The organism is Cellulomonas sp. PS-H5 (assembly GCF_019265565.1).
GTDB lineage: Bacteria > Actinomycetota > Actinomycetes > Actinomycetales > Cellulomonadaceae > Cellulomonas.
Map to the genome: position 1 here is coordinate 46,957 of NZ_JAHVCI010000013.1, position 23,847 is coordinate 70,803.

Below are 23,847 nucleotides of genomic sequence, written 5' to 3' on the forward strand. Positions count from 1 at the left end.
GTCCGGCCCGGCACGCCGTGCGCGTGCCGGGCCGGACCTCTTCCTGCGACCGTCAGACCACGTCGTGCAGCCGGCGCTGGTCGGCCGACTGCGTGGGCACCGCCTCGCTCGGCGTCGACCCGTCCGTGTAACGCAGCACCGCGCCCACCCCGTCGACCGCCTCGACCTGCCCGTCGAGTGCGATCGCGAGCCCGGCGTCCTGCCCGAGCGCGGCGCGCAGCAGCGCCACGTCCGCGGGCATCTTCCGCGCGCCCTCGGTGACGCCGATGCCGGCCAGGTCGTCCTCGCTGGACGCGATCTGCAGCGGGTCCGGGCCGACCCACAGCTGCCGCTCGCCGAGCGCCGAGCCGGGCAGCGTGACGTCCTCGTGCAGCACGAGCTCGCGCACCTGGCCGCGCTGCAGCACGGTGACCACGTCGTCGACGGAGGTCACCGCCGCTCCCCCGCGGCCGAGCTCCTCGCGGTAGCGCGCCAGGGTCTCCTCGCGCCGGCGCTGCCGGAACGCCTCGAGCGCCTCGGCGACCCGCTGGTGGAACACGTCCTGCTTGACGCCGTCGGCGCGGGAGCCGCCCGGGACCTCGACGAGGATGTCCTTGGTCCGCGGCGCCACGGCGTGGCAGAGCAGCGAGACCGCACGGACGTCACCGGTGACGAGGACGATCTCGGGCTTCTTCTCGACCACCTGCTTGTCGAGCTCGGCGGCGACCGTCTCGGCGTTGCGCTCCCAGGAGTCCTCGGCGCGCATCTGCACCCGCCGGGCCTTCCAGCCGTCGCCGCTCTCCTTGACCTTGCGGAGCTCGTCGTGGTCGCCCTCGACGGACTCCTTCTGCGCGGTGCGCAGGCCCGAGCCGTCGGACCACGTGAGGTCCGCGCCCTGCCGGTCGACCTCGACCAGCAGGAACCGCGTGGCCTGGTCCGCGGCGCGTACCGCCGGCAGCAGCACCGGCACGTCGTCCAGGTGCGCGGTCGACTGCGCCGGCGCCTCCTTGAGCACGCGGTCCACGACGACGCCGTCGGCGTCCGCGATGACCACGCGCCCGTGCGGGCCGGCGACCCCGGTCGGCCGGGTCACCCGCTCCTCGATCTCGTCCAGCACGGCGGCGGCCGCCCCCGAGCGCTCGAGCTCCCGGCGCAGGGCCCGCCACCGGCCCTCGACCTCCCCGTCGCCGGACGCGTCGGCGCGCGTCGCGTCGAGGTGGATGGTGATGAACGGGGCGGGACGTCCGAGCAGGGGCTTGAGCCAGTGCAGTTCCACGAGCGACCTCCGAGGGTCCGGTTGCGTGGGTCGTGCCGGCGCAGCGCCGTCCGGGCCGCACCGACCGACCGGTCCTGACCCCTCCCACCCTCTGACAGCCGGTCGCACCGCGCCACCCCGGAGGGCGACGAGTTCCTGGCCGGGCGCGTCCGGGAGCGGCGCGGGTCAGTCGGTGACGGGGTCGTCCGAAGCCGTCGCGGGGGCGCGCTGGCCGTCGGGGCCCGCGGCGATCTCCTCGTGGTGCCGGATGACCTCCTCGACGATGAACGCGAGGAACTTCTCCGCGAACACCGGGTCGAGGTCGGCCTGGTGCGCGAGGTCCCGCAGCCGGGCGACCTGGCGCGCCTCGCGGCCCGGGTCGGACGCGGGCAGGCCGAGCCGGGCCTTCAGCACGCCGACCTGCTGCGTCGCCTTGAACCGCTCCGCGAGCAGGTGGACGAGGGCCGCGTCGATGTTGTCGATGCTGCCGCGCAGGCGCGCGAGCTCGGGCGGGAGCGCGGGGGTGCCGGCCGGGGTGCTGGAAGTCGTCACGCCCCCGATCGTAGGGGGCGCGACGACGAGGTCAGGCGCTCTTCTCGCGGGGCGTGCGCTTGGCGGGCGCCTGCCGCGGGACCAGGGTCGGGTTGACGTTCTCCAGGACCACGCCACGGTTGACGACGACGCGCTCGACGTCGTCGCGGCTCGGCACCTCGAACATCACCTGCTGGAGGACCTCCTCCATGATCGCCCGCAGGCCGCGCGCGCCGGTGCCGCGCAGCAGCGCCTGGTCGGCGATGGCCTCGACGGCGTCCTGCGTGAACTCGAGCTCCACGCCGTCGATCTCGAACATCCGCTGGTACTGCTTGACCAGGGCGTTGCGCGGCTCGGTGAGGATCCGGACGAGCGCCGACTGGTCCAGCGGCGACACGGTGGTGATGACGGGGACGCGGCCGATGAACTCGGGGATCAGCCCGAACTTCAGCAGGTCCTCCGGCATGACGTCGCCGTAGACGTCCTTGTCGTCCGCGCTGTGCAGCGGGGCACCGAAGCCGATGCCCTTGCGGCCCGAGCGGCTGGTGATGATCTCGTCCAGCCCGGCGAAGGCGCCGGCCACGATGAACAGGACGTTCGTCGTGTCGATCTGGATGAACTCCTGGTGGGGGTGCTTGCGGCCGCCCTGCGGGGGCACCGAGGCGGTCGTGCCCTCGATGATCTTGAGCAGGGCCTGCTGGACGCCCTCGCCGGAGACGTCGCGCGTGATCGACGGGTTCTCGCTCTTGCGGGCGATCTTGTCGATCTCGTCGATGTAGATGATCCCGGTCTCGGCCTTCTTCACGTCGAAGTCCGCGGCCTGGATGAGCTTGAGCAGGATGTTCTCGACGTCCTCGCCCACGTAGCCCGCCTCCGTGAGGGCCGTGGCGTCCGCGATCGCGAACGGGACGTTGAGCATCCGCGCCAGGGTCTGGGCGAGGTACGTCTTGCCGCAGCCGGTGGGGCCGATCAGCAGGATGTTCGACTTCGCGATCTCGACCGAGTCCTCGGCCTGCGCGGTGCCGACCGACGGGGTCGCCTCGCCCGCCTGGATCCGCTTGTAGTGGTTGTAGACCGCGACCGCGAGCGACCGCTTGGCGGGCTCCTGGCCGACGATGTACTGCTCGAGGAACCCGAAGATCTCCTTCGGCTTGGGCAGCTCGACCATCCCGATCTCGGTGGCCTCCGCCCGCTCCTCCTCCATGATCTCGTTGCAGAGCTCGATGCACTCGTCGCAGATGTAGACGCCCGGACCCGCGATGAGCTTCTTCACCTGCTTCTGCGACTTCCCGCAGAACGAGCACTTGAGAAGGTCCGCGCCGTCCCCGATGCGAGCCACGTGCGTCCCCTTCCCTCGGTGCGACCGGCCGGTCGCGAGTCACTGCGCTCCCGGGCGGGCCGACCACGGCCGACCGCCCATCGGTCCATTGCACACCACGGCGGGCCCGGTGTCAGCCCGCCACGCACCGGGCGCCGGGCGTGTCGGGCGGGTTCGCCCGTCCGGCGGTGCTCGCGCGCCCCGTCACGACGGCCCGGAGGCGGTCGCGGCGGGGCGCGCGGGGTGCCGCGGGGCCTCAGCGGCCCCCGGGCGGCGTCACGGCTCGACGCGGGTGGCGATCGCGCCCTTGCGGCTCTCGAGCACCTGGTCGACGATCCCGTACTCGTGCGCCTGCTTGGCGGTGAGGATCTTGTCGCGCTCGATGTCCTGGCGGACCTTGTCCAGCGGCTGGCCGGTGTGGTGCGCGATGGTCTCCTCGAGCCACTCGCGCATCCGGATCAGCTCGTTGGCGTGGATCTCGATGTCCGACGCCTGGGCGTAGCCGCCGCCCTCCATCGCGGGCTGGTGGATCAGCACGCGGGCGTTCGGCAGCGCCAGGCGCTTGCCCGGGGTGCCGGCGGCCAGCAGGACCGCAGCGGCCGAGGCCGCCTGGCCGAGGCACACCGTCTGGATCTGCGGCTTGATGTACTGCATCGTGTCGTAGATCGCGGTCAGCGCGGTGAACGAGCCACCGGGCGAGTTGATGTACAGCGTGATGATGCCGTCGGGGTCGGTCGACTCCAGGACCAGCAGCTGGGCCATGATGTCGTCCGCGGAGGCGTCGTCCACCTGCACGCCGAGGAAGATGATCCGGTCCTCGAACAGCTTGGTGTACGGGTCCTGCCGCTTGTAGCCGTAGGCGGTGCGCTCCTCGAACTGGGGCAGCACGTAGCGGGACGACGGCGAGGTCGCGACGGACCCGGCGGTGCCGCCCCAGCCGCCGGCGAGGCGCCCGGCGCGGGCGATGAACTGCGACTCGGTGCTCACGAGTTCTCCTTACGAGGTCTGTTCTGGTCGGCGGGGGTCGGTCAGGCCGCGGTGCCGCCGCCGCCGGTGACGGCGCCGGCGTGGGTGACGACCTTGTCGACGAACCCGTACTCGAGGGCCTCGGGGGCGGTGAACCAGCGGTCGCGGTCCGAGTCCGCCGTGATCTGCTCGACCGACTTGCCGGTCTGCTCGGCGATCAGCTCCGCGAGCACCGTCTTCATGTGCAGGATCAGCTGGGCGTTGATGCGCACGTCGGTGGCGGTGCCGCCGATGCCGCCGGAGGGCTGGTGCATCATCACGCGGGCGTGCGGGGTGGCGTAGCGCTTGCCCTTGGCGCCCGAGGAGAGCAGGAACTGCCCCATCGAGGCCGCCATGCCCATGGCCACCGTGGCGACGTCCGGCTGGATGTACTGCATGGTGTCGTAGATCGCCATGCCCGCGGTGATCGAGCCGCCGGGCGAGTTGATGTACAGGAAGATGTCCTTGTCCGGGTCCTCCGCCGCGAGCAGCATCATCTGGGCGCAGATGGCGTTCGCGTTCTCGTCCCGGACCTCCGACCCCAGCCAGATGATCCGCTCCTTGAGGAGCCGGTTGTAGATGGAGTCGTTGAGGCCGAGTCCCCCGGACTCTGCCCGGGCGATGGCCGGCGTCTGGTCGTTCACGAACGCTCCCTCGATCAGGACTGGTTGCTTGTCAGCGACCCTAACGCCCGGCCCGCCCGGCATCAGTCCCGGTCGGGCCCCGTTTCGCTGTCGGCGCAGGGGGTGCACCCGGCCCGGGACGCGCGGAGGGCCCCGCACCGGTGACGGTGCGGGGCCCTCGCGTCGTGCGGGTGCCGGGGCTCAGGCCTTGGCGTCCTCGGCGGGCGCCTCGGTGGCCTCGGTCGCGTCCTCGTCGCCCTCGGCGGCCGCGGTGGCGGCGTCCTCGAGCGCGGTCTGCGCCGCGTCCTCCTCGTCGGTGCCGATGTACTCCGACAGGTCGACCGCCGCACCGGAGCCGTCGACGACCGCCACGTGCCGCAGCGCGACCGCGAGGGCCTTCGAGCGCGCGACCTCGGCGACCATCGCGGGGATCTGGCCCTGCTGGTCGATGGTCTGGATGAACGTGTTCGGGTCCATGCCGTACTGGCGGGACGCGCTCACGAGGTAGTCGACGAGCTCGCCCTGGTTGACCTTGACCTCGAGGTTCTCGGCCAGGGTGTCGAGGAGGATCTGGTTGCGCAGCGCGGTCTGCGCCTGCTCCGTGACCTCGGCGCGGTGCACGTCGTCCTCCAGGCGGCCCTCGGACTCGAGGTGGCGGTGCACCTCGGCCTCGACGGCGCCGGCGGGGACCGGGATCTCGAGCTGCTCGAGCAGCTGCTCCAGGAGCAGGTCGCGGGCCTGGACGGCCTGGTTCTGCGCCTTGATCTTGGTGGCCTGCTCGCGCAGGTCCGCCAGCAGCTCCTCCACCGTGTCGAACTCCGACGCCATCTGCGCGAAGTCGTCGTCGGCCTCGGGCAGCTCGCGCTCCTTGACGGAGGACGCGGTGACGGTGACCTCGGCCTGCTCGCCGGCGTGGTCGCCGCCGACCAGCGTGGTCGAGAACGTCGTGGTCTCGCCGGCCGACAGGCCGGTCAGCGCCTCGTCCAGGCCCTCGAGCATGTTGCCCGAGCCGATCTGGTAGGAGACGCCGGAGACCGTGTCGACCTCCTCGCCGTCGATCTTGGCGACCAGGTCGATGACCGCGAAGTCCTTGTCGGCGGCCGGGCGGTCGACGCCGACCAGGGTGCCGAAGCGCTCGCGCAGGGTGTCGAGGCGCGCCTGGACGTCCTCGTCGGTGATCTCGGAGTCGTCCACGGTCACGGACAGGCCGTCGAGCGACGGGATCTCGATCTCGGGGCGGACCTCGACCTCGGCGGTGAACACCAGGTCGCCGTCGGTCTCGCCGGGCACCAGGCCGGGCACCTTCGTGACGTCGACCTCGGGCTGGCCGAGCGGGCGCAGCTTGTTCTCGCGGACGGCCTCGGCGTAGAAGCCGGACAGGCCCTCGTTGACGGCGTGCTCCATGACCGCCGGGCGGCCGACGCGCTGGTCGATGATCCGCGGCGGGACCTTGCCCTTGCGGAAGCCGGGGATGTTCACCTGCTCCGCGATGTGCGAGTAGGCGTGATCGATGCTCGGCTTGAGCTCGTCGTACGGAACCTCGACGGTCAGCCTGACCTTGGTGGGCTCCAGGGTCTCGACGGCGCTCTTCACTTCAGTGCTCTCCAACTGCTCGGATTCGTCTGCGCCGGGGTGCCCGGCGTGGGCGCTGGGGCGGGCCGGTCGGGCGGTTCCCCGCTCTACCCCGAGGGGCGGCACGCTTCGGCGCGCGCGGGCATGGCTCGCCGCACCGGCCCACGAAGCCTACGCCACGGGCGCGCACCGCCGCCAAAGGGCGGTCAGCCCCGGCGGCGGTTCCGCCACGCGCGCCACGCCCCGGTCGACCACAGGGACCACGCGACCAGCACGCCCTGGAACGGCAGCCGGGCGAGCCGCTTGGCGTCGGTGTCGAGCCCGAACGCGTCGGTGCCGGTGAGGTACTGCGAGATGTTGCCCGGGAACACCGCGACGAAGAACGCGGCGCCGAGCCAGCCCACGGCCGGGCGGAACCGGCGCGGGGCGACGGCGATCGCCGCGCCGAGCGCGATCTCGGCCACCCCGGACGCGAGCACCACCGGGTCCTCCGGCAGCGGGATCGACTCGGGGACCTGGGCGGTGAACTCCTCGCGGGCGAACGTGAGGTGGCTGGTCCCCGCGAACACCAGGGCGCCGCCGAGGGCCAGGCGCCCCGCGGTGCGCAGGACGTCGCCGGCGGTGCGGCCGCCCCCCGGTCGTCGCTGCTGCTGGTCGTGCTGGTGCCCGCGCGCTGCTGCCCGTGCCATGCCGGCCTCCCGAGGTAGACGAGTTCGTCTACCCATTCGACCACAGGTCGGCGGGGGGCGCGTGGCGGGCGGCGCGCGGCGTCCGGCGCAGGGCGCTGGCGCACGGCGGGCGGCGCGCGGCGTCCGGCGCAGGGCGCTGGCGCACGGCGGGCGGCCGGCGGCGGTACCGTCCGGACGTGCCCGCCGCCCCGCCCCGCCCCGCCGCGTGACCGGCGGCTCCGCCCTGCGCACGGGGCTCGCGCTCCTCGTGCTCCTCGCGGTGTTCCTCGCCGTGACGACGGCCGCGCGCGTCCCGGTCCGGCGGGACACGGTCGTGGCGGTGCTGCGCGGCGCGGTGCAGCTGGTCGCGGTCGCCGTGGTGATCGCGTGGGTGTTCCGGCACCCGGCCGCGGCGGGCCTCTACCTCGCGGTGATGGTGTCCGTCGCCGCGTGGACGGCGACCCGGCGCATCGGGCTCGGCCCGCGCACGCTCGCCCGCGTGGGCCTCGCCGTGCTGGCCGGCGCGACCACCGCGGTGGTCCCGGTCGTCGCCAGCGGGGCGCTCGTCGTCGGCGCGCCGACGCTCGTGCCGTTCGGCGCGCAGATGATCGGCGGCGCGATGGCCGCGGCGTCCGTGACCGGCCTGCGGCTGCGGGAGGACCTCCGTACGGAGTGGGACGTCGTCGAGGGCTGGCTCGCGCTCGGCGCGACCGGGCGGCAGGCCGTGGCGGGGCACGCGCGACGGGCGGTGGCGCGGGCGCTGGTGCCGGGGATCGACCAGACCCGCAGCGCGGGGCTCGTCACGCTGCCGGGGGCGTTCGTCGGGCTGCTGCTCGGCGGGGCGAGCCCGGCCGAGGCCGCGCAGGTGCAGGTGCTGGTGCTCGTCGGGCTGCTGGCCGCGCAGGCGGTGTCGGGCGTGCTGACGACGTCGCTGCTCGCCGGGCGCCTGGGGGCGGCGCGGCCGGCGGCGGTGGTCTGAGCCGAGTCGGGATGGCGGGATTCGAACCCACGACCTTCCGCTCCCAAAGCGGACGCGCTACCAACCTGCGCCACATCCCGTCGGCCGGAGTCTAGTGGCGCGGCGCACACCCTCCGGTGCGGGCGGGGGCCCAGGGGGGATCGCCGCGCGGACCTCGTGGCGCAAGGGTGGCGCCGGGGTGGCCCGGCGAGCCGGTACCCTGGTCCGGCGGCCCGTCCCGGCGGGCCTGCGCGGATGTAGCTCAATGGTAGAGCCCCAGTCTTCCAAACTGGCTACGCGGGTTCGATTCCCGTCATCCGCTCCGCACCCCCCTCGCCGGGGCGACGTCCAGGGGCTCAGCCCCGACCGCGGGCCGTCTCGGCCGCTGCGGCCGCAGCGGCGTCCTCCGCGGCGAACTGCGCCTCGAGGCGCGCGTCCCTCGCGCGGATCGACGCGAGCGTCTCCGCATCGATCGGTCGGCGACGACGCCGCCTCCGCAGCTCCACCGGGATCTCCCGGCCGGTCCTGCGGTCCACCAGGACCAGATCCGGGCCGAGGCCCTCGAGCCGCAGCGGGCCCGTGCCGTCACGCGTCATCGTCTCCACCGTCCTCCGCTGCGGCCACCAGGTCGTTCGCCGCCCACACTAGGGCTTGCTCCGCGGGGCCGGGAGCCTGACTTTCCAGGGTGCTGAGGAGCCGGTCGGCCCGGTGCGGGTCGACGACGTCCAGGCGGTCCAGGGTCCACTGGTACATGCCCCACCAGCGCTCGGCCCGGGCGTCCGCGAGCGCCTGGGCCCGCAGGCGGTCGGCCGCCCGCCTCGCCTCCGCGTGCTGCTGCGCGGCGAGGTCCCTGTCCGCCCGGATGCGGCGCGCCGAGACGAGCAGGCTGATCGCCGCGGCGACGAGCGCGGCGACGCCGGCGACCGCGGGCGACGTCAGGAAGTCGGCCCACCACGACTCGCTCCCGATCACGGCGGCGGCTCCGCGCGCACCCATCGGCACCTCCTCGGGCCCGGGACCGGCCGTCACGCACGACCCTAGGACCGCGCACGCCCCGTCGAGCCGTCGTCCACAGGCCCGATCCGCCGGGGGCTCACCGCCTCTCCAGCCACCCGAGCATCCCCCGCGCCGCCGCCACCCCGGTGCTGAACGACGCCTGCAGCAGGTACCCCCCGGTCGGGGCCTCCCAGTCGAGCATCTCCCCCGCCACGAACGTGCCCGGCAGCTCCCGCAGCATCAGGTGCTCGTCCACCTCGGACCAGCGGATCCCGCCGGCGCTGGAGATCGCCCGGTCGATGGGCTGGGTCGCGGGCACCTCGACCGGCACCGCCTTGACCAGCGCGGCCACCGCGGCCGGGTCGTCCGGCACCGCGTTGCCCGTCGCCTCGCGCAGCAGCCCCACCGCCACCGGGTCGAGCCCGACCGACCGCTGCAGCCACGTCGACCGGGAGTCCTTCGGCCGCCGTCGGGCTAGCCGCTCGGCCAGCCGCTCCGCCGGGGTGTCCGGCCGGAGGTCGACCTCCAGCACGCAGCCGCCCGCGTCCAGCGCCGCGCGCACCGCGGCCCCGACCGCGTACAGCGGCCCGCCCTCCAGGCCGGTCCGGGTCACCATGGCGTCGCCGCGCACGGGTGCCCGGTCCTGGCCGCGGACCGTCAGCGCGACGTGCTTGAGCGGCACGCCCTCGAAGCGGTCCGCGAAGCCCGGGCTCCAGCCGACCCGGACGCCCACGTTGGCCGCGCGCAGCGGCGCCGACGCCACGCCGCGCGCCTCGAACGCCGGCACCCACGACCCGTCGGAGCCCAGCCGCGGCCAGGACGCCCCGCCGAGCGCGAACAGCACGACGTCGTGCTGCACCGTGCGGCGCTCGCCGTCCACGGACCCGCCGACGCCGACGAGCCGCAGCCCGGCGCCGTCCTCGGCCCAGCCGTCCCACCGCTGCCGCCGCTCGATCCGCACGCCGAGCGCGTCGAGCCGCGCGAGCCACGCCCGCACCAGCGGCGTCGCCCGGAACGAGCGCGGGAACACCCGGCCGCTGGTGCCGACGAAGGTCTCCTCGCCGAGCCCGGCGCACCAGGCGCGCAGGTCGTCGGCCGTGAAGGCGTCGACGAACGGGGCGAGGCGCCCGGCGGCGTCGCCGTACCGCGGGAGCATCCGGTCCCGGCCCTCGGAGTGCGTGATGTTGAGCCCCCCGTGGCCGGCGAGCAGGAACTTGCGCGTCGGGGACGGCATCCGGTCGTACACGGTGACCGCCACGCCGGCCCCGGCCAGCACCTCTGCGGCGATCAGCCCCGCCGGGCCGCCGCCGACCACTCCCGCCGTTCGCACCGGCCGACCGTAGCCCACCGCGCCGTCCCGGCCCGCCGTCCGGCGCCGCCCCGCCCGGCGCCGCGCCCGCGCACCTGCCTACGCTGCACCGCATGGCCACCGTCCTCCTCGTCCGCCACGGGCGCACCACCGCCAACGCCACGGGCGTCCTCGCCGGCCGCACCCCCGGGGTGCTGCTCGACGCCGTCGGGCACGAGCAGGCCGCCCGCACCGCCGAGCGCGTGGCGGTCGTGCCGCTGGTCGCCGTCGTCAGCTCACCGCTCGAGCGGTGCCGGGAGACGGCCGACGCGCTGCTGGCCAGGCAGACCCCGGCGCCGGCGCTCCGCGTCGACGACCGCCTCACCGAGTGCGACTACGGCGCCTGGCAGGGCCGGCCGCTGCGCGAGCTCGCCGACGAGCCGCTGTGGCGCACCGTCCAGGGCCAGCCGTCCGCGGCGGTGTTCCCGGGCGGGGAGTCGCTCGCGGCGATGCAGGCCCGGGTGGTCGCGGCGGTGCGGGAGCAGGACGCCGCGGTCGAGGCCGAGCACGGGCCCGGCGCGGTGTGGGCGGCGGTCACGCACGGCGACCTGGTGAAGGCGCTGCTCGCGGACGCGCTCGGGATGCACCTCGACCTGTTCCAGCGGCTGCACGCCGGTCCCGCGTCGGTGTCGGTCGTGCGGTACGGGCCCGCGCGGCCCGAGGTCGTCGCCACCAACACGGACGCCGGCGACCTGTCCTGGCTGCGGGCGGCGGCACCGGCGGGGGACGCGGCGGTCGGCGGCGGCGCGGGCGTGGCGGAGACCGCACGCGACGGTGTCGGTCCGCGCTCCTAGCATGGGGTCATGGCCACCCTCCTCCACCTGCACGACTGGCCCGACCGCGCGGTCATCGGCACCGTCGGCCGGCCCGGGGCCCGCACCTTCTACCTCCAGGCGCGCACCGGGCGCCGGCTGACCTCGGTCGCCATGGAGAAGGAGTGGGCGTCGACGCTCGCCGAGAAGATCGACGAGATCCTCGACGAGCTCATGACCACCGACGGCAACCCGTACAGCGTGCCCGCCGAGGCGTTCGCGGAGCTCGTGGACGCCGACCCGGTCGAGCAGCCCGTCGAGGAGGACTTCCGCCTCGGCCAGATGCGCCTGCACTTCGACAAGGCGACGGGGCAGATCGTCGTCGAGGCGTTCCCGCTCGTGCTGGTCGACTCCGAGGAGGAGGCCGAGCGCCTGGCCGCGGAGGACCCGGAGCCCGAGGAGGCGATGGTGCTGCGCCTGCCCGTCGGCTCCGCGCGCGCGTTCGCCGAGCGCACCCGCCGGGTCGTCGCGCAGGGCCGCCCCGCCTGCCCGCGGTGCGGCGAGCCGATGGACCCCGAGGGCCACGTCTGCGGCGCGACCGACCTCCGCTGAGCGGCGCGCCCCCGCGCAGCCACTCGGTGCGGGTGATGCCGCCGCCACCCACCCCTCCCTAGCGTCGGTCCCGGCAGCGGGCCCGCCGGGCCCGGTCGGCCCGGAGCGGGAGGGGAACCGCGATGAGCGAGCGTCGCAGCGGTCTGGCGGTCGGCATGACCGTCTTCGCCGGCACGATCATGATCATGATCGGCGTCATGCACGTCTTCCAGGGCATCGTCGCCCTGGTCAACGACACCTTCTACGTCGCCGGCGAGGAGTGGGTCCTCCAGCTCGACGTCACCTCGTGGGGCTGGGTGCACCTGATCCTCGGGGCGGTGGTCGCGCTCGCCGGGTTCTTCGTGTTCAGCGGCGCGGTCTGGGCCCGGACGATCGGCGTGATCATGGCCGTCGTCAGCGGTCTCGCGTCCTTCGCCTGGCTGCCGTACTACCCGGTGTGGGCGCTGGTCGTGATCGCGCTGGACGTGTTCGTGATCTGGGCGCTGACGGCGCACGGGCGCGAGATCGCCGAGCCGATGTGACGCGCTCGCGCGGGTCCGGGCCCGGCGAGCGGGCCCGGGCTCGCGCCCGCTCCTAGCATGGGCCGCATGTCAGCCGTGACCCCGCCCGACCTCGACGGCGGCCCGCTCGAGGTGCTCGGCCGGATCACGGTGGCGTCCAACGCGACGTTCCTCGCCGAGATCGACGGCACCCGCGTCGTCTACAAGCCGGTCGCGGGCGAGAAGCCGCTCTGGGACTTCCCCGACGGCACGCTCGCGCACCGCGAGGTCGCGGCGTACCTGGTGTCGGAGGCGACCGGCTGGGGCGTGGTCCCCCGCACCTGGCTGCGCGACGGACCTCTGGGCCCCGGCATGGCGCAGCTGTGGCAGGAGCCGGACCGCGAGCAGGACCCGGTCGACGTCGTGCCGTCCGCCGAGGTGCCCGCGGGCGCCCGCACCGTGCTCGAGGGCGGGGACGAGCAGGGCGACCCCGTCACGCTCGTGCACGAGGACTCCCCCGCGCTGCGCCGGATGGCCGTGCTCGACGTCCTGCTGAACAACGCGGACCGGAAGGGCGGCCACGTGCTGCCGATGCCGGACGGCCGGCGGCTCGGCGTCGACCACGGCGTGACGTTCCACGTCGAGCCCCGGCTGCGCACGGTGCTGTGGGGCTGGCTCGGCGACGACCTGACGGCCGACGAGGTCGCGGGCGTGGAGCGGGTCCGCGCCGGGCTGGACGGCGACCTCGGCCGGCTGCTGGGGGCGCTGCTGGCGCCCGCCGAGGTCGACGCGCTCGCCGCGCGCTGCGACCGGCTGCTGCGCGAGCCCCGGTTCCCCGGCCCCGAGGGCGAGATGCCCGCGGTGCCCTGGCCGCTGTTCTGACGCCGACGCCGCCGTCCCGGTCCCGGGGTCAGGCCGGCACGAGCAGCGCCGCGCGCAGCCGGTCCACGTCGCCCGCGCCGACGCCCACCGACGCGAGGTAGCCCGCGACCCCGCCCCGCTCGCGGTCGAGCCACGCCAGCTCGTCCCGGAGCACCGCCGCCGGGCTGCTGCCGATCATCGCCCGCAACCGCGCGTCGGGCCGGACGCCCAGCAGGCGCAGCCGCCGGAGCATGCGGTCGGTCCACTCCCCGGCCAGGTTCCCCTCGCTCGCGGCGTAGTCCGCGACCACCTCGTCCCGGTCGGCGCCGAGGACGAGCAGCACCAGGGCGACCACGATCCCGGTGCGGTCCTTGCCGGCGGTGCAGTGCACGACGACCGGCCCGGGCGACCCGGCGACGGCACGCACCGCCGCCCGCACCTCGGGGCCGTGCGCGACCAGGATCTCCCGGTACACGTCGCGCAGCTCCCAGGAGCCCAGGAAGCTCGCCGCGGAGCCGCCGAGCATCGGGACGCGCACCACCTCGACGCCGCCGCCCAGCCGGTCCCGGCCGCCGAGCCGGCGGTCCCGGTCGGACCGCAGGTCCACGACCCGCCGGATCCCGAGCGCCGTCAGCGCGGCGCGCCCCTCGCGTCCGAGCCGGGACAGCGCGTCGGAGCGGAACAGGTGCCCCGGGCGCAGCCGGTACCCGTCCGCCACGGTGGCGCGGACCTCGCGGAAGTTCGCGGTCCCCGGCATCTGCACATCGGTGTCGCTCATGGTCGGACCAGTACACGGCCCGCGACGCGGTGGGTGGTGCGCCCGCCACCGCTGCGTGGGTACTGCTCGCGGCGGGGGCGCGGGTCAGCCGCGGGCCAGCGTCACGTCCAGCCAGCCGACGACCTCGTCGAGGTAGCGGGTCCGCGCGGGCAGCGGGGACAGCGCGAGGTCGTGCGCGCCGCCCGGCACCTCCTCGTACGTGACGTCCCGGCCCAGGCGGGGCGCGAGCCGCCGCATGTCCGCCGGGTCGAGCACCGAGTCGGTCGTGAGCAGCCCGTCGTGCCAGCGGTCGTCCGGCCCCGACGCGTCGGACGCGAGCACCAGCACCGGGACGTCGAGGTCGAGCCCGCGCGCGACCTCCGCCTGCCCGCGCTTGATCGCGCGGACGAACCCCGCCCGCACGGGGAACCCCGCGTACGGCTTCCAGGCCAGGTCGTACGTCCACTCGCCGCCGCCGTCCGCGTGCAGCGCGCGGCCGTAGTGCTCACCGACGTGCGACACCACCAGGCGCGGGGCGACCCGGCCGACGACGTGCTCGATCGTCCAGGCGAGGACCGTGCGCTCGACGAACGAGCCGCGGACGTCCAGCCACGGCGAGTTGAGCACCACCGCGTCCACCAGCCCGCGCCCGCGCCGGTGCTGCGCCCAGAGCGCCGCGATCAGGCCGCCGGTGGAGTGGCCCAGCAGCACGACCTGGTCGTGCCGCTCCCGGACCAGGCGGACCGCGGCGTCGATCTCCTCGGCGTAGACCGCCAGCGACCGGGTGTCGTTCGGCTCGCGGCCCGCGCGGATCGACCGGCCGTAGTCGCGCAGGTCCAGGGCGTACAGGTCGTAGCCGCGGTCGGCGAGCGCGTCGGCGACGTGCGTCTGGAAGAAGTAGTCGACGAACCCGTGCACGTAGAGGACGGCCGGCCGTGCCCGGTCGCCTCCGGCGTCCCGCCGGTGCACCAGGGTCGCGACGGCGTCGCCCTGGGCGTCCGGGCGCAGGTGCAGCGTGCGCTGCACCCAGTCGCCGCCGAGCACGTCCTCCGCCGCGTCGTCCACCCGCATGGCGGCGATCCTGCCACCCGCGCTCGCCGGCGGGCAGGGGCGCGCCGGGGCGTCGTCCCTGCTCCCGGTGGCGGCGCGCCCGGCGGTACCGCACGGTGGAGGGGTGGAAGCCGGCCGTCGTCCGGGCCCGCGCCGGGGTCCGGGGACCACCCGATCGGGGCGCCCGGGCATCTTTGTGGGGCCGCGTGCGTTGGCGCTACTGTCGGCGCTGTCGGGTGCCGACCACCAGGGAGAGGGGACCGGGCATGCGCCTCGCGCCGAGCACCGCGCTCCTCCCGTCGCGCCCCGCCCCGCGCACCCCCGCAGCGCGCCGCTGTCGCTGTCTCTAGAGCGCTGGCCGCACCGCCGCACGCCGGCTCCCGGCCCGACCCGGGCCCACCCCGGGCCAGCGCTCGCCCTCGACCCGCGGCCGGGCGCGCGCCCGCGCCGTGCTCCCTGCACCGCCGACACCCCCAAGGACGGACTGACATGGCACGCATCTACGACGACGCGACGCAGCTCATCGGCAACACCCCGCTGGTGCGGATCAACAAGCTGACCGAGGGCGTCGACGCGACGGTCGTCGGCAAGCTCGAGTTCTACAACCCCGCCAGCTCGGTGAAGGACCGCATCGGCGTCGCGATCGTCGACGCGGCGGAGCGCTCGGGCGAGCTGAAGCCGGGCGGCACCATCGTCGAGGCGACGTCGGGCAACACGGGCATCGCGCTCGCGTTCGTCGGTGCGGCCCGCGGCTACGACGTCGTGCTGACCATGCCGGAGTCGATGTCCAAGGAGCGGCGCGCGCTGCTCCGCGCGTACGGCGCCGAGCTCATCCTCACCCCCGCGTCCGAGGGCATGAAGGGCGCCGTCAACCGGGCGAACGAGATCGTCGCGGAGCGCCCGGGCGCCATCCTCGCCCGCCAGTTCGCCAACGAGGCCAACCCGGAGATCCACCGCCGCACCACCGCGGAGGAGATCTGGGCGGACACCGACGGCGGCGTCGACATCCTGGTCGCCGGCATCGGCACCGGCGGCACGATCACGGGAGTCGGCCAGGTGCTCAAGGAGCGCAAGCCCGGCGTGCAGATCGTGGGCGTCGAGCCCGCCGAGTCGCCGATCCTCAACGGCGGCCAGCCCGGCCCGCACAAGATCCAGGGCATCGGCGCGAACTTCGTGCCCGAGATCCTCGACACCGGCGTCTACGACGAGATCATCGACGTGGACGCCGACACCGCCGTCGCCGTCGCGCGCCGGGCCGCGAAGGAGGAGGGCCTGCTCGTCGGCATCTCCTCCGGCGCCGCCCTGCACGCCGCGATCGAGCTCGGCAAGCGCCCCGAGAACGCCGGGAAGCTGATCGTCGTGATCATCCCGTCCTTCGGCGAGCGCTACCTCTCCTCCATCCTGTACGCCGACCTCCTGGACTGATCGCCATGACCTCGACCACGCGACCGCCGCTCACGGGCGGCACCTCCCGGCCCGGTGGCCGCGGGGTGCCGACCCCGGCGCGCGCGTCCTCCGCCCCCCGCGCGGCGACCGGGCCCACCGGCGCCGGCGAGCACTGGCGCAGCCTGCGCCGGTTCGCCCGCACGCTGCGCGAGGACCTGGAGGCCGCGCAGCGCCGGGACCCGGCCGCGCGGTCGCGGGTCGAGGTCGCGCTGGCGTACCCCGGCCTGCACGCGGTGTGGGTGCACCGGGTGGCGCACCGGATGTGGCGCGAGCCGGCGCTGCGGCTGCCGGCCCGGCTGCTGTCCCAGGTGTCCCGGGCCGTCACCGGCGTGGAGATCCACCCCGGCGCGACGATCGGACGGCGGCTGTTCATCGACCACGGCATGGGCGTGGTCGTCGGCGAGACCGCCGTGGTGGGCGACGACGTGGTGCTGTTCCACGGGGCGACGCTCGGCGGCAAGACGATGAAGCGCGGCAAGCGGCACCCGACGGTCGGCGACCACGTCGTCATCGGCGCGGGCGCGAAGGTACTCGGGCCGGTGTGGATCGGCGACGGCGCCCAGGTCGGCGCCAACGCGGTGGTCCTCAAGGACGTGCCCGCGGGGGCGGTGGCGGTGGGCGTCCCGGCGAAGATCCGGCAGAAGCCGAGCTCCGCTCCCCCGGAGCCGGAGATCGACGACCCGGCGATCTACATCTGACGACGGTCCGGGTCGGCGCGCGCCGCCTCGCGCGCCGCGCCCGACCCCTGGTCTTACGCTTTCCGGCCCCGCCCCCTGCGATCGCAGGGTGCGGGGCCGGAAAGCGTAAGACGGGCGTGCGCGGGCGCCGGTCAGGCGACCGGGGAGCCGCCGTCCCAGGCGCGCGGGGTGATCTCCGGGCGGCTGGTCCACTCCTCGCCCAGCATCGGCGACGAGATCAGCATGTCCGCGGTCGCCACGTTCGCCGCCATCGGGACGTTCCACACCGCGGCGATCCGCAGCAGCGCCTTCACGTCGGGGTCGTGCGGCTGCGGCTCCAGCGGGTCCCAGAAGAACACCAGCATGTCGATGGTGCCCTCGGCGATCTTGGCGCCGATCTGCTGGTCGCCGCCGACCGGGCCGGACAGCAGCCGCGTCACCGGCAGGCCGAGCTCGAACTCCAGCATCGTGCCGGTGGTGCCGGTCGCGTACAGGTGGTGCCGCGACAGGGTGCCGCGGTTGAACTCCGCCCAGCGGAGCAGCTCGACCTTCTTGTTGTCGTGCGCGACGAGGGCGATGTGGTGGGCGGCGCCGGGCATGGGCGGGGTCCTTCCGTGGTGCGGTGCATCGGTGGGCGGGCTGCGACGACGGCGGGGCGCCCGGGGCACACCCTAGGGCCCACGGATGTCGGCCCGGTGCGGGAGGCCTGTGCGCGGACCGGGGGCGGCACCGACGCGCCCACCCGGGTCTGTCCGACGCCCACCCACGGGACCGCCCGGCACCACTCAGTCGCCGACTGAGTGGTGCGCGGCGCACCTAGCGTCGACGGCGTGACCCAGCCGCCCGCACCCGCCCCCGCGCCGCCGCGTGCCCGGCCGCGCGCTGCGGCCCGCGCCCGCCGCGCGCCCGCGCCGGTGTCGGTGACCGGCGTGCTCGGCGAGCTGCTGATCACCCTCGGCGTGCTGCTCGCGCTGTTCCTCGTGTGGCAGCTCTGGTGGACGACCGTCACCGCGCGGCAGGACGCCGACGCCGTGCTCGCCGAGGTGCGCGCCGCGCTCCCGCCCGCCGCCGCCACGACCGCCGAGCTGCGCACCGACGACCCGCCGGTCCCCGAGGCGGTCGCCCACGGCGAGGTGATCGGCGTGCTCACCGTGCCGCGCTGGGAGGGGCTGACCCGGAACGCGATGCCGGTCGTCGAGGGCACCACTCCCGACCTGCTCGACCGCGCGATGGCGGGCCGCTACACCGGGACGCAGCAGGTCGGCGAGGTGGGCAACGTCGCGCTCGCCGGGCACCGGCGGACCTGGGGCGACTCGCTCCGGCACGTCGACAAGCTCGTCCCCGGCGACCCCGTCGTGATCGAGACCGCCAGCACCTGGTACGTCTACGAGGTCACGTCGCACGAGGTCGTCGACCCGTCCGAGTCGTCCGTGCTCGCGCCCGTCCCGGGGCAGCCCGGCGTCGCCCCGACCGAGCGGCTGCTCACGCTCACCACCTGCCACTCGCGGACCCTCGGCGAGTTCGGCAACGACCAGCGGTGGATCACCTACGCCACGTTCGTCGGCTGGCTCGACCGGGCCGAGGGCACGCCCGAGCCGGTCCTCGCCCTGGGAGGCGCCTGATGTACGCGTGGTTGTTCCGCCGGCTGCCGGGGCCGCTGCCGGTGCGGGTGCTGCTCGCGCTGGTGGTGCTGGCCGCGGTGCTCGTCGGGCTGTTCGGCTGGGGGTTCCCCGCCGTGGCACCGCACCTGACCTGGCTGACCGGCGACCCGTCGCTCGGCTGACGCGCGCGCCCGACCTCCTCGCGCCGCGCGGCCGCGCACGGCAGCATGGGCCGCGGCCGCGCTCACCGGCGAGCGCGCGACGACGAGGAGGCGGCATGCGGCTCGGCTACCACACGGGCTACTGGTCGGCGGGTCCCCCGCCCGGGGCCGCGGAGGCGGTGCTGGCGGCCGACCGGCTCGGGCTCGAGTCCGTGTGGACGGCCGAGGCGTACGGCTCCGACGCGTTCACGCCGCTCGCGTGGTGGGGCGCCCGCACGTCGCGGGTCCGGCTCGGCACCGCCGTCGCGCAGGTCGCCGCCCGCACCCCGACCGCCACCGCGATGGCCGCGCTCACCCTGGACCACCTGTCGGGCGGGCGGTTCACGCTCGGCCTGGGGGTGTCCGGGCCGCAGGTCGTCGAGGGCTGGTACGGGCAGCCGTACCCGCGGCCGCTCGCCCGGACCCGGGAGTTCGTCGCGATCGTCCGCGACGTGCTGCGCCGGGAGGGTCCCGTGCGCGCCGGGGGCCCGTTCTACCGGCTGCCGCTGCCCGCGGACGAGGGCTCCGGGCTGGGCAAGGCGCTGCGCTCGACCGTGCACCCCCTGCGAGCCGACCTGCCGATCCACCTCGCCGCCGAGGGGCCGAAGAACATCGCGCTCGCTGCCGAGATCGCCGACGGCTGGCTCCCGCTGTTCTACGCGCCGCGGCTCGACGACGAGTTCCGCGGGCTGCTCGCCGAGGGCTTCGACCGCCGGCTCGCCGGCACCCGGCCGGTCGAGGACTTCGAGGTCACCGCGACGGTGCCGGTGGTGCTCGGCGCCGACGTCGAGTCCGCCGCGGACGCGGTGCGCCCGTTCGTCGCGCTGTACGCCGGCGGGATGGGCGCGAAGGGGGCGAACTTCCACGCGAACGCGCTGGCCCGGCTCGGCTACGCGGAGGCGTGCGCGGAGATCCAGGCGCACTACCTGGCGGGCGACCGCGCGCGGGCCGCGGCCGCGGTGCCGACCGAGCTGGTGCGGGACGTGGCGCTGGTCGGCACGCCGGACGACGTGCGCGAGCAGGCAGCCGCGTGGCGGGGCACGGCGGTGACGACGCTGCTGGTCCAGGCGGCGCCGGACCAGCTGGAGCAGATCGCGGGCCTGCTCGGCTGACGCGCCGGGGGCGAGGTCGTCGGTTCCGCCCGAGGTCGTCGGTTCCGCACCCCCTCGGGTGGACGGAACCGACGACCTCGGGCGCGGACGCCGCAACGCGGACGCCGGACGCGGACGCCGCAACGCGGCCGACACACCGCGGCGCTACCGTGCGGCGCGTGACCCGGCCCGATGACGCCCCGGCCGACGCGGCCGCCCCGACCGCCTCCGACCTCGCGGCGCGGGACGGGGGCACGCACGTCGCCGCGGGCGTCGTCACGGCGCTCGTCGGCTTCACCAGTGCGTTCGCGGTCGTGCTGGGCGGTCTCCGCGCGGTCGGGGCGACGCCCGCGCAGGCGGCGTCCGGGCTGCTGGCCGTCACGCTGGCGATGGGCGCGGCCACGATCCTGCTGGCCTGGCGCACCCGGCTGCCGATCACGGTCGCCTGGTCGACCCCCGGCGCGGCGCTGCTCGCGACCACCGGGACCGCGGCGGGCGGGTGGCCGGAGGCGGTCGCCGGGTTCGTGCTGTGCGGGGTGCTGCTCGCCGCGGTCGGGCTGTGGCGCCGGCTCGAGCGCTGGGTGCGGCTGATCCCGGTGCCGCTGGCGAACGCGATGCTCGCGGGCGTCCTGGTCGACCTGTGCCTGCAGCCGGTGCTCGCCGTCGCGGACCGGCCGCTGCTGGTCGGGCCGGTGGTCGTCGTGTGGCTGGTGCTGCTGCGGCTGGCGCCGCGCTGGGCCACGCCCGCGGCGATCGGGCTCGCGGTGACGATCGCCGTGGCCTCGTCGGGCGTCCGCGCGCTCGACGCCGCTGACCTCGTGCCGTCGCTGACCTGGACGACGCCGCAGCCGTCCTGGTCCGCCGTGGTCTCGGTCGCGGTGCCGCTGTTCGTCGTGACGATGGCGTCGCAGAACATCCCGGGCGTCGCCGTGCTGGCCGGGTTCGGGTACGCCGCTCCCCTGCGTCGGGTGATGCTCGTGACCGGTGCCGGGACCGTGCTCGCCGCCCCGTTCGGCGGGCACGCGATCAACCTCGCGGCGATCAGCGCGGCGCTGGCGGCCGGGCCCGAGGGCGGTCCGGACCCGCGGCGGCGGTGGCGCGCGGCCGTCGTGGCGGGCTGCGGCTACGTGGTGCTCGCCGTGGCCTCGGCGGCGGTGGCGGCCGTGGCGCTGGCGGCGCCCGCGGGGCTGATCGCCGCGGCGGCGGGCCTGGCGCTGGTCGGGACCCTGGCGGCGTCGCTGGGCGGGGCGTTCGGCCCGGCCGGGCACCGCGAGGCCTCGGCGGTGACCTTCCTGGTGACGGTGTCGGGTGTGAGCGTCGGCGGCGTCTCGGCGGCGTTCTGGGGCCTGCTGGCGGGCATCGCGGTCCACCTGACGCTGCGCGCCGCCCGCCGCTGACGCCGCTTTCTCGCCGAGATGGCAACTCTCGGCTGTGCTCGGGCGACCGACGACAGCCGAGAGTTGCCGTCTCGGCGAGCGGTTGGCGAGCGGTTGGCGCGCGGTGGGCGCGCGGGGTGGACGCGCGGGGTGGACGCGCAGGGTGGACGCGCGGAGGAGCCCGAGGCGCGCGCGGTGGAGGCGAGCGGGCGGGAGCGAGGGACGCGGCGCGCGCGGCGCGGCGGGGTTGTCGCGCCGCACGCCGGACGCTACTGTCGGCGGTGATCCCGAGACGTGAACACCTGCGTCTCACCAGGCGAGACAATGCGAAGGAGGCGGCCCGTGGCCCGGTCGATGCAGCGCACGACCCAGCGCCCGGGCCTGCCGATGTCCGCCTCGGCGCGCTGCTGTCGCCCCTCGGCGAGCTGTCCGCGCACCTCCCGCGCCGCCTGACCCGCGTCTCCCGACGCCCACCGGCCGCGCCCCGGCAGCACCCCGCCCGCCCGCGGCCCGTCGCCCGCGCACCCGCACCGGTGCGATGCGCCCCGGCCCCGCCGCACCGCGCCGCGTCCACGTGGCCCCACGACCCGGGAAGCCCCATGACCCCCGCCCCCAGCACCGCCACGGCCCGCGCCGGCACCGCCGCGCGCGCCGCCACCGCGACCGCCACCACCCCGAGCTCCGCCGCCGATCCCGCGAGCGCCGCCGCCCGCACCGTCGCGCTCCGCGGCGTGGCCCGCACCTTCGCGACCCCGTCCGGCCCGCGCCCGGTGCTCGCCGGCCTCGACCTGGAGGTCGCCGCCGGCGAGATCGTCGCCGTCATCGGCCCGTCCGGCTGCGGCAAGTCGACGCTGCTGCGCCAGGTCGCGGGCCTCGACGCCCCGGACGCGGGATCGATCCTGATCGGCGACGCGCCGGTCGCGCCGTACGACCCGCGCACCGCGGTCGCGTTCCAGGAGCCGCGCCTGCTGCCGTGGCGGACCCTGGCGCACAACGTCGCGCTCGGCGTCCCCCGCGGCACCCCGCGCGCGGAGTCCCGCGAGCAGGTCGCCCGGCTGCTCGACCTCGTCGGACTCGCGGGCTCGGCGGGCCTGCGCCCGCGGCAGGTGTCCGGCGGCATGGCGCAGCGCGCGTCCCTGGCCCGGGCGCTCGCCCGCCGGCCCGGGGTGCTGCTCCTCGACGAGCCGTTCGGCGCGCTCGACGCCCTGACCCGGCTGCGGATGCAGGACCTGCTGCTGGAGGTGCACGCCAGCCGCCCGACGACCGTGCTGCTGGTGACGCACGACGTCGAGGAGGCCCTGTACCTGGCCGACCGCGTCGTCCTGCTCGGCGCCCTCGACCCCGCGGCGCCGGACGCCGCCTCGGTCCGCTCCGTCATCACCGTCCCGGGTGACCGGCCCCGCGACCGCGCGGACGCCCGGCTCGCCGAGCTGCGCGCCGAGCTGCTGGACGGCCTCGGCGTGCCCTCGCACCACCCGTCGCACGACCCCGACGCGCACCACTCGATCTGACCCGCACCACCCCGATCCCCCGACACCGACCTGGAGCACCCCATGACCGCCCTGACCACCGCCCTCCGTCGCCGGCTGCGCGGCCCGATCGCCCTCGGCGCCGGCGCCGTCGCCGCGACCTTGCTGCTCGCCGGCTGCGTGGCCGGCGAGGGCGAGGCCGCCCAGGCCGACGAGCCCGCGGGCGACGCGGCCGCCGCCGACGGCTGGAGCGCCGACACGCTGACCGTCGACTTCGCCACCTACAACCCGCTGAGCCTGGTCATCAAGGACCAGGGCTGGCTGGAGGAGACGCTCGGCGACGACGTCGACGTCGAGTGGGTGCAGTCCGCGGGGTCGAACAAGGCCAACGAGGCGCTGCGCGCCGGCGCGATCGACGTCGGCTCGACCGCCGGCTCGGCGGCGCTGCTGGCCCGGTCCAACGGCTCGCCGATCCGGACCATCGACATCTACGGCCAGCCGGAGTGGGCCGCGCTCGTCGTCCCGGCCGGCTCGGACATCACCGACGTCGCCGACCTCGCCGGCCGCTCGGTCGCGGCGACCAAGGGCACCGACCCGTACTTCTTCCTGCTGCAGTCCCTGGAGGAGGCGGGCGTCGACCCCGCGGACGTCGAGGTGCAGAACCTGCAGCACGCCGACGGCAAGGCCGCGCTGGAGAACGGCTCGGTCGACGCGTGGTCCGGCCTGGACCCGCTGATGGCGGCGAGCGAGGCCGAGGCCGGCTCGACGCTGCTCTACCGGAACGTCGACTTCAACACCTACGGCTTCCTCAACGCGACGCAGGACTTCCTGGACGCGAGCCCGGACCTGGCGCAGGTCGTCGTCGACGCCTACGAGAAGGCGCGCGCCTGGGCGCAGGAGAACCCCGACGAGGTCGTCAGCATCCTCGCCGAGGTCGCCGGCATCGACCCGGCCGTCGCCGAGACCGTCATCACCGAGCGCACCACGCTCGACATCGACCCGGTCCCCGGCCAGGCGCAGCGCGACGTGCTCGAGGTGGTCGGCCCGATCTTCGTCGAGTCCGGCGACGTGTCGAGCCAGGACCTGGTCGACGCGGCCCTCGACGAGCTGTTCGAGCCGCAGTTCGCCGAGAACGCCGACCCGTCGACGATCGCGGACTGACCCGCACCGGGCCGGCGTCCCGTCGCGGACGCCGGCCCAGCACCGGCACCACCGACCACCCC

Annotated in this window: 26 protein-coding genes and 2 tRNA genes; 14 read left to right on the forward strand and 14 right to left on the reverse strand. The window is 75.7% G+C overall.

Annotated elements, in window-relative coordinates:
* Positions 1–52 precede the first annotated feature (52 nt).
* The 7 genes from J5O08_RS07640 to J5O08_RS07670 all read right to left on the reverse strand — a co-directional run bounded on the left by J5O08_RS07640 (position 53) and on the right by J5O08_RS07670 (position 6,972).
* On the reverse strand, positions 53–1,255 hold the full coding sequence (locus J5O08_RS07640; protein ID WP_218706281.1) for a hypothetical protein: 1,203 nt from the start codon (positions 1,253–1,255) through the stop codon (positions 53–55).
* Between the two features lie 165 nt (positions 1,256–1,420).
* Positions 1,421–1,786 (reverse strand): chorismate mutase, encoded by a 366-nt coding sequence (locus J5O08_RS07645; RefSeq protein WP_147796221.1) that lies wholly within the window; start codon positions 1,784–1,786, stop codon positions 1,421–1,423.
* Positions 1,787–1,817: 31 nt separating this feature from the next.
* Entirely contained in the window at positions 1,818–3,104 is a 1,287-nt protein-coding gene (gene clpX / locus J5O08_RS07650) for an ATP-dependent Clp protease ATP-binding subunit ClpX (RefSeq protein ID WP_147796220.1), read from the reverse strand.
* Between the two features lie 255 nt (positions 3,105–3,359).
* Positions 3,360–4,070 carry an ATP-dependent Clp protease proteolytic subunit gene (locus J5O08_RS07655; RefSeq protein ID WP_217614008.1) on the reverse strand — a complete coding sequence of 237 codons (711 nt, stop codon included), beginning with the start codon at positions 4,068–4,070 and terminating at the stop codon, positions 3,360–3,362.
* A 41-nt stretch (positions 4,071–4,111) separates the two neighbouring features.
* Positions 4,112–4,732 carry an ATP-dependent Clp protease proteolytic subunit gene (locus tag J5O08_RS07660; protein WP_147796218.1) on the reverse strand — a complete coding sequence of 207 codons (621 nt, stop codon included), beginning with the start codon at positions 4,730–4,732 and terminating at the stop codon, positions 4,112–4,114.
* A gap of 180 nt (positions 4,733–4,912) precedes the next feature.
* Entirely contained in the window at positions 4,913–6,304 is a 1,392-nt protein-coding gene (gene tig / locus J5O08_RS07665) for a trigger factor (protein ID WP_217614006.1), read from the reverse strand.
* Positions 6,305–6,489: 185 nt separating this feature from the next.
* A complete protein-coding gene (locus tag J5O08_RS07670) occupies positions 6,490–6,972 on the reverse strand; it encodes a hypothetical protein (protein ID WP_255589458.1) in 483 nt (160 codons plus the stop codon).
* A gap of 205 nt (positions 6,973–7,177) precedes the next feature.
* Here J5O08_RS07670 and J5O08_RS07675 point away from each other — a divergent pair, with 205 nt between their 5' ends.
* On the forward strand, positions 7,178–7,930 hold the full coding sequence (locus J5O08_RS07675; protein ID WP_218706282.1) for an ABC transporter permease: 753 nt from the start codon (positions 7,178–7,180) through the stop codon (positions 7,928–7,930).
* Between the two features lie 6 nt (positions 7,931–7,936).
* On the opposite strand, the gene J5O08_RS07680 is transcribed toward J5O08_RS07675, so the two are convergent.
* Positions 7,937–8,010, reverse strand: a tRNA-Pro gene (locus J5O08_RS07680).
* Positions 8,011–8,160: 150 nt separating this feature from the next.
* Here J5O08_RS07680 and J5O08_RS07685 point away from each other — a divergent pair.
* A tRNA-Gly gene (locus J5O08_RS07685) sits at positions 8,161–8,231 on the forward strand.
* Positions 8,232–8,265: 34 nt separating this feature from the next.
* Here J5O08_RS07685 and J5O08_RS07690 read toward each other — a convergent pair.
* The 3 genes from J5O08_RS07690 to J5O08_RS07700 all read right to left on the reverse strand — a co-directional run bounded on the left by J5O08_RS07690 (position 8,266) and on the right by J5O08_RS07700 (position 10,235).
* Entirely contained in the window at positions 8,266–8,505 is a 240-nt protein-coding gene (locus tag J5O08_RS07690; protein WP_218706283.1) for a hypothetical protein, read from the reverse strand.
* A complete protein-coding gene (locus J5O08_RS07695; protein WP_218706284.1) occupies positions 8,495–8,905 on the reverse strand; it encodes a hypothetical protein in 411 nt (136 codons plus the stop codon). Before J5O08_RS07695 ends, J5O08_RS07690 begins: the two co-directional genes overlap by 11 nt.
* Positions 8,906–9,002: 97 nt before the next feature.
* Entirely contained in the window at positions 9,003–10,235 is a 1,233-nt protein-coding gene (locus tag J5O08_RS07700) for a TIGR03862 family flavoprotein (RefSeq protein ID WP_308281465.1), read from the reverse strand.
* A gap of 92 nt (positions 10,236–10,327) precedes the next feature.
* On the opposite strand from J5O08_RS07700, the gene J5O08_RS07705 reads away from it, so the two are divergent.
* The 4 genes from J5O08_RS07705 to J5O08_RS07720 all read left to right on the forward strand — a co-directional run bounded on the left by J5O08_RS07705 (position 10,328) and on the right by J5O08_RS07720 (position 12,978).
* Positions 10,328–11,047: an MSMEG_4193 family putative phosphomutase gene (locus J5O08_RS07705; RefSeq protein WP_218706286.1), complete on the forward strand. Its 720-nt coding sequence runs from the start codon at positions 10,328–10,330 to the stop codon at positions 11,045–11,047.
* Between the two features lie 9 nt (positions 11,048–11,056).
* A complete protein-coding gene (locus J5O08_RS07710) occupies positions 11,057–11,617 on the forward strand; it encodes a DUF3090 domain-containing protein (RefSeq protein WP_218706287.1) in 561 nt (186 codons plus the stop codon).
* 122 nt (positions 11,618–11,739) lie between these two features.
* Positions 11,740–12,138 (forward strand): hypothetical protein, encoded by a 399-nt coding sequence (locus J5O08_RS07715; RefSeq protein ID WP_147796193.1) that lies wholly within the window; start codon positions 11,740–11,742, stop codon positions 12,136–12,138.
* A gap of 66 nt (positions 12,139–12,204) precedes the next feature.
* Positions 12,205–12,978, forward strand: coding sequence for an SCO1664 family protein (locus J5O08_RS07720; protein ID WP_218706288.1), 774 nt, complete (start codon positions 12,205–12,207; stop codon positions 12,976–12,978).
* A 28-nt stretch (positions 12,979–13,006) separates the two neighbouring features.
* On the opposite strand, the gene J5O08_RS07725 is transcribed toward J5O08_RS07720, so the two are convergent.
* Entirely contained in the window at positions 13,007–13,735 is a 729-nt protein-coding gene (locus J5O08_RS07725; protein WP_218706290.1) for a tyrosine-protein phosphatase, read from the reverse strand.
* A gap of 84 nt (positions 13,736–13,819) precedes the next feature.
* A complete protein-coding gene (locus J5O08_RS07730) occupies positions 13,820–14,785 on the reverse strand; it encodes an alpha/beta hydrolase (RefSeq protein ID WP_218706291.1) in 966 nt (321 codons plus the stop codon).
* A 468-nt stretch (positions 14,786–15,253) separates the two neighbouring features.
* On the opposite strand from J5O08_RS07730, the gene cysK reads away from it, so the two are divergent.
* Together cysK and epsC are read left to right on the forward strand one after the other, a co-directional pair.
* Complete coding sequence (gene cysK, locus J5O08_RS07735) at positions 15,254–16,189, forward strand: cysteine synthase A (RefSeq protein WP_218706292.1); 936 nt, start codon at positions 15,254–15,256, stop codon at positions 16,187–16,189.
* Between the two features lie 5 nt (positions 16,190–16,194).
* Positions 16,195–16,908: a serine O-acetyltransferase EpsC gene (epsC, locus tag J5O08_RS07740; RefSeq protein ID WP_217616575.1), complete on the forward strand. Its 714-nt coding sequence runs from the start codon at positions 16,195–16,197 to the stop codon at positions 16,906–16,908.
* Positions 16,909–17,039: 131 nt separating this feature from the next.
* Here epsC and J5O08_RS07745 read toward each other — a convergent pair whose 3' ends face one another.
* Positions 17,040–17,486: a methylglyoxal synthase gene (locus J5O08_RS07745; RefSeq protein WP_217616574.1), complete on the reverse strand. Its 447-nt coding sequence runs from the start codon at positions 17,484–17,486 to the stop codon at positions 17,040–17,042.
* Positions 17,487–17,717: 231 nt separating this feature from the next.
* Between J5O08_RS07745 and J5O08_RS07750 the strand changes: the two genes are divergently transcribed.
* The 6 genes from J5O08_RS07750 to J5O08_RS07775 all read left to right on the forward strand — a co-directional run bounded on the left by J5O08_RS07750 (position 17,718) and on the right by J5O08_RS07775 (position 23,785).
* A complete protein-coding gene (locus tag J5O08_RS07750; protein ID WP_308281466.1) occupies positions 17,718–18,509 on the forward strand; it encodes a class E sortase in 792 nt (263 codons plus the stop codon).
* Positions 18,509–18,670, forward strand: coding sequence for a hypothetical protein (locus J5O08_RS07755; protein ID WP_218706293.1), 162 nt, complete (start codon positions 18,509–18,511; stop codon positions 18,668–18,670). The genes J5O08_RS07750 and J5O08_RS07755 overlap by 1 nt, the downstream gene beginning before the upstream one ends.
* 95 nt (positions 18,671–18,765) lie before the next feature.
* The gene (locus J5O08_RS07760; RefSeq protein WP_218706294.1) at positions 18,766–19,800 is read left to right on the forward strand and encodes an LLM class F420-dependent oxidoreductase; all 1,035 of its coding nucleotides are present in this window, start codon (positions 18,766–18,768) and stop codon (positions 19,798–19,800) included.
* Positions 19,801–19,958: 158 nt separating this feature from the next.
* Positions 19,959–21,176, forward strand: a complete 1,218-nt coding sequence (locus J5O08_RS07765) for a benzoate/H(+) symporter BenE family transporter (RefSeq protein WP_218706295.1) — start codon at positions 19,959–19,961, stop codon at positions 21,174–21,176.
* 578 nt (positions 21,177–21,754) lie between these two features.
* Complete coding sequence (locus J5O08_RS07770) at positions 21,755–22,666, forward strand: ABC transporter ATP-binding protein (RefSeq protein WP_218706296.1); 912 nt, start codon at positions 21,755–21,757, stop codon at positions 22,664–22,666.
* Between the two features lie 42 nt (positions 22,667–22,708).
* Positions 22,709–23,785: an aliphatic sulfonate ABC transporter substrate-binding protein gene (locus J5O08_RS07775; RefSeq protein ID WP_218706297.1), complete on the forward strand. Its 1,077-nt coding sequence runs from the start codon at positions 22,709–22,711 to the stop codon at positions 23,783–23,785.
* Positions 23,786–23,847 lie beyond the last annotated feature (62 nt).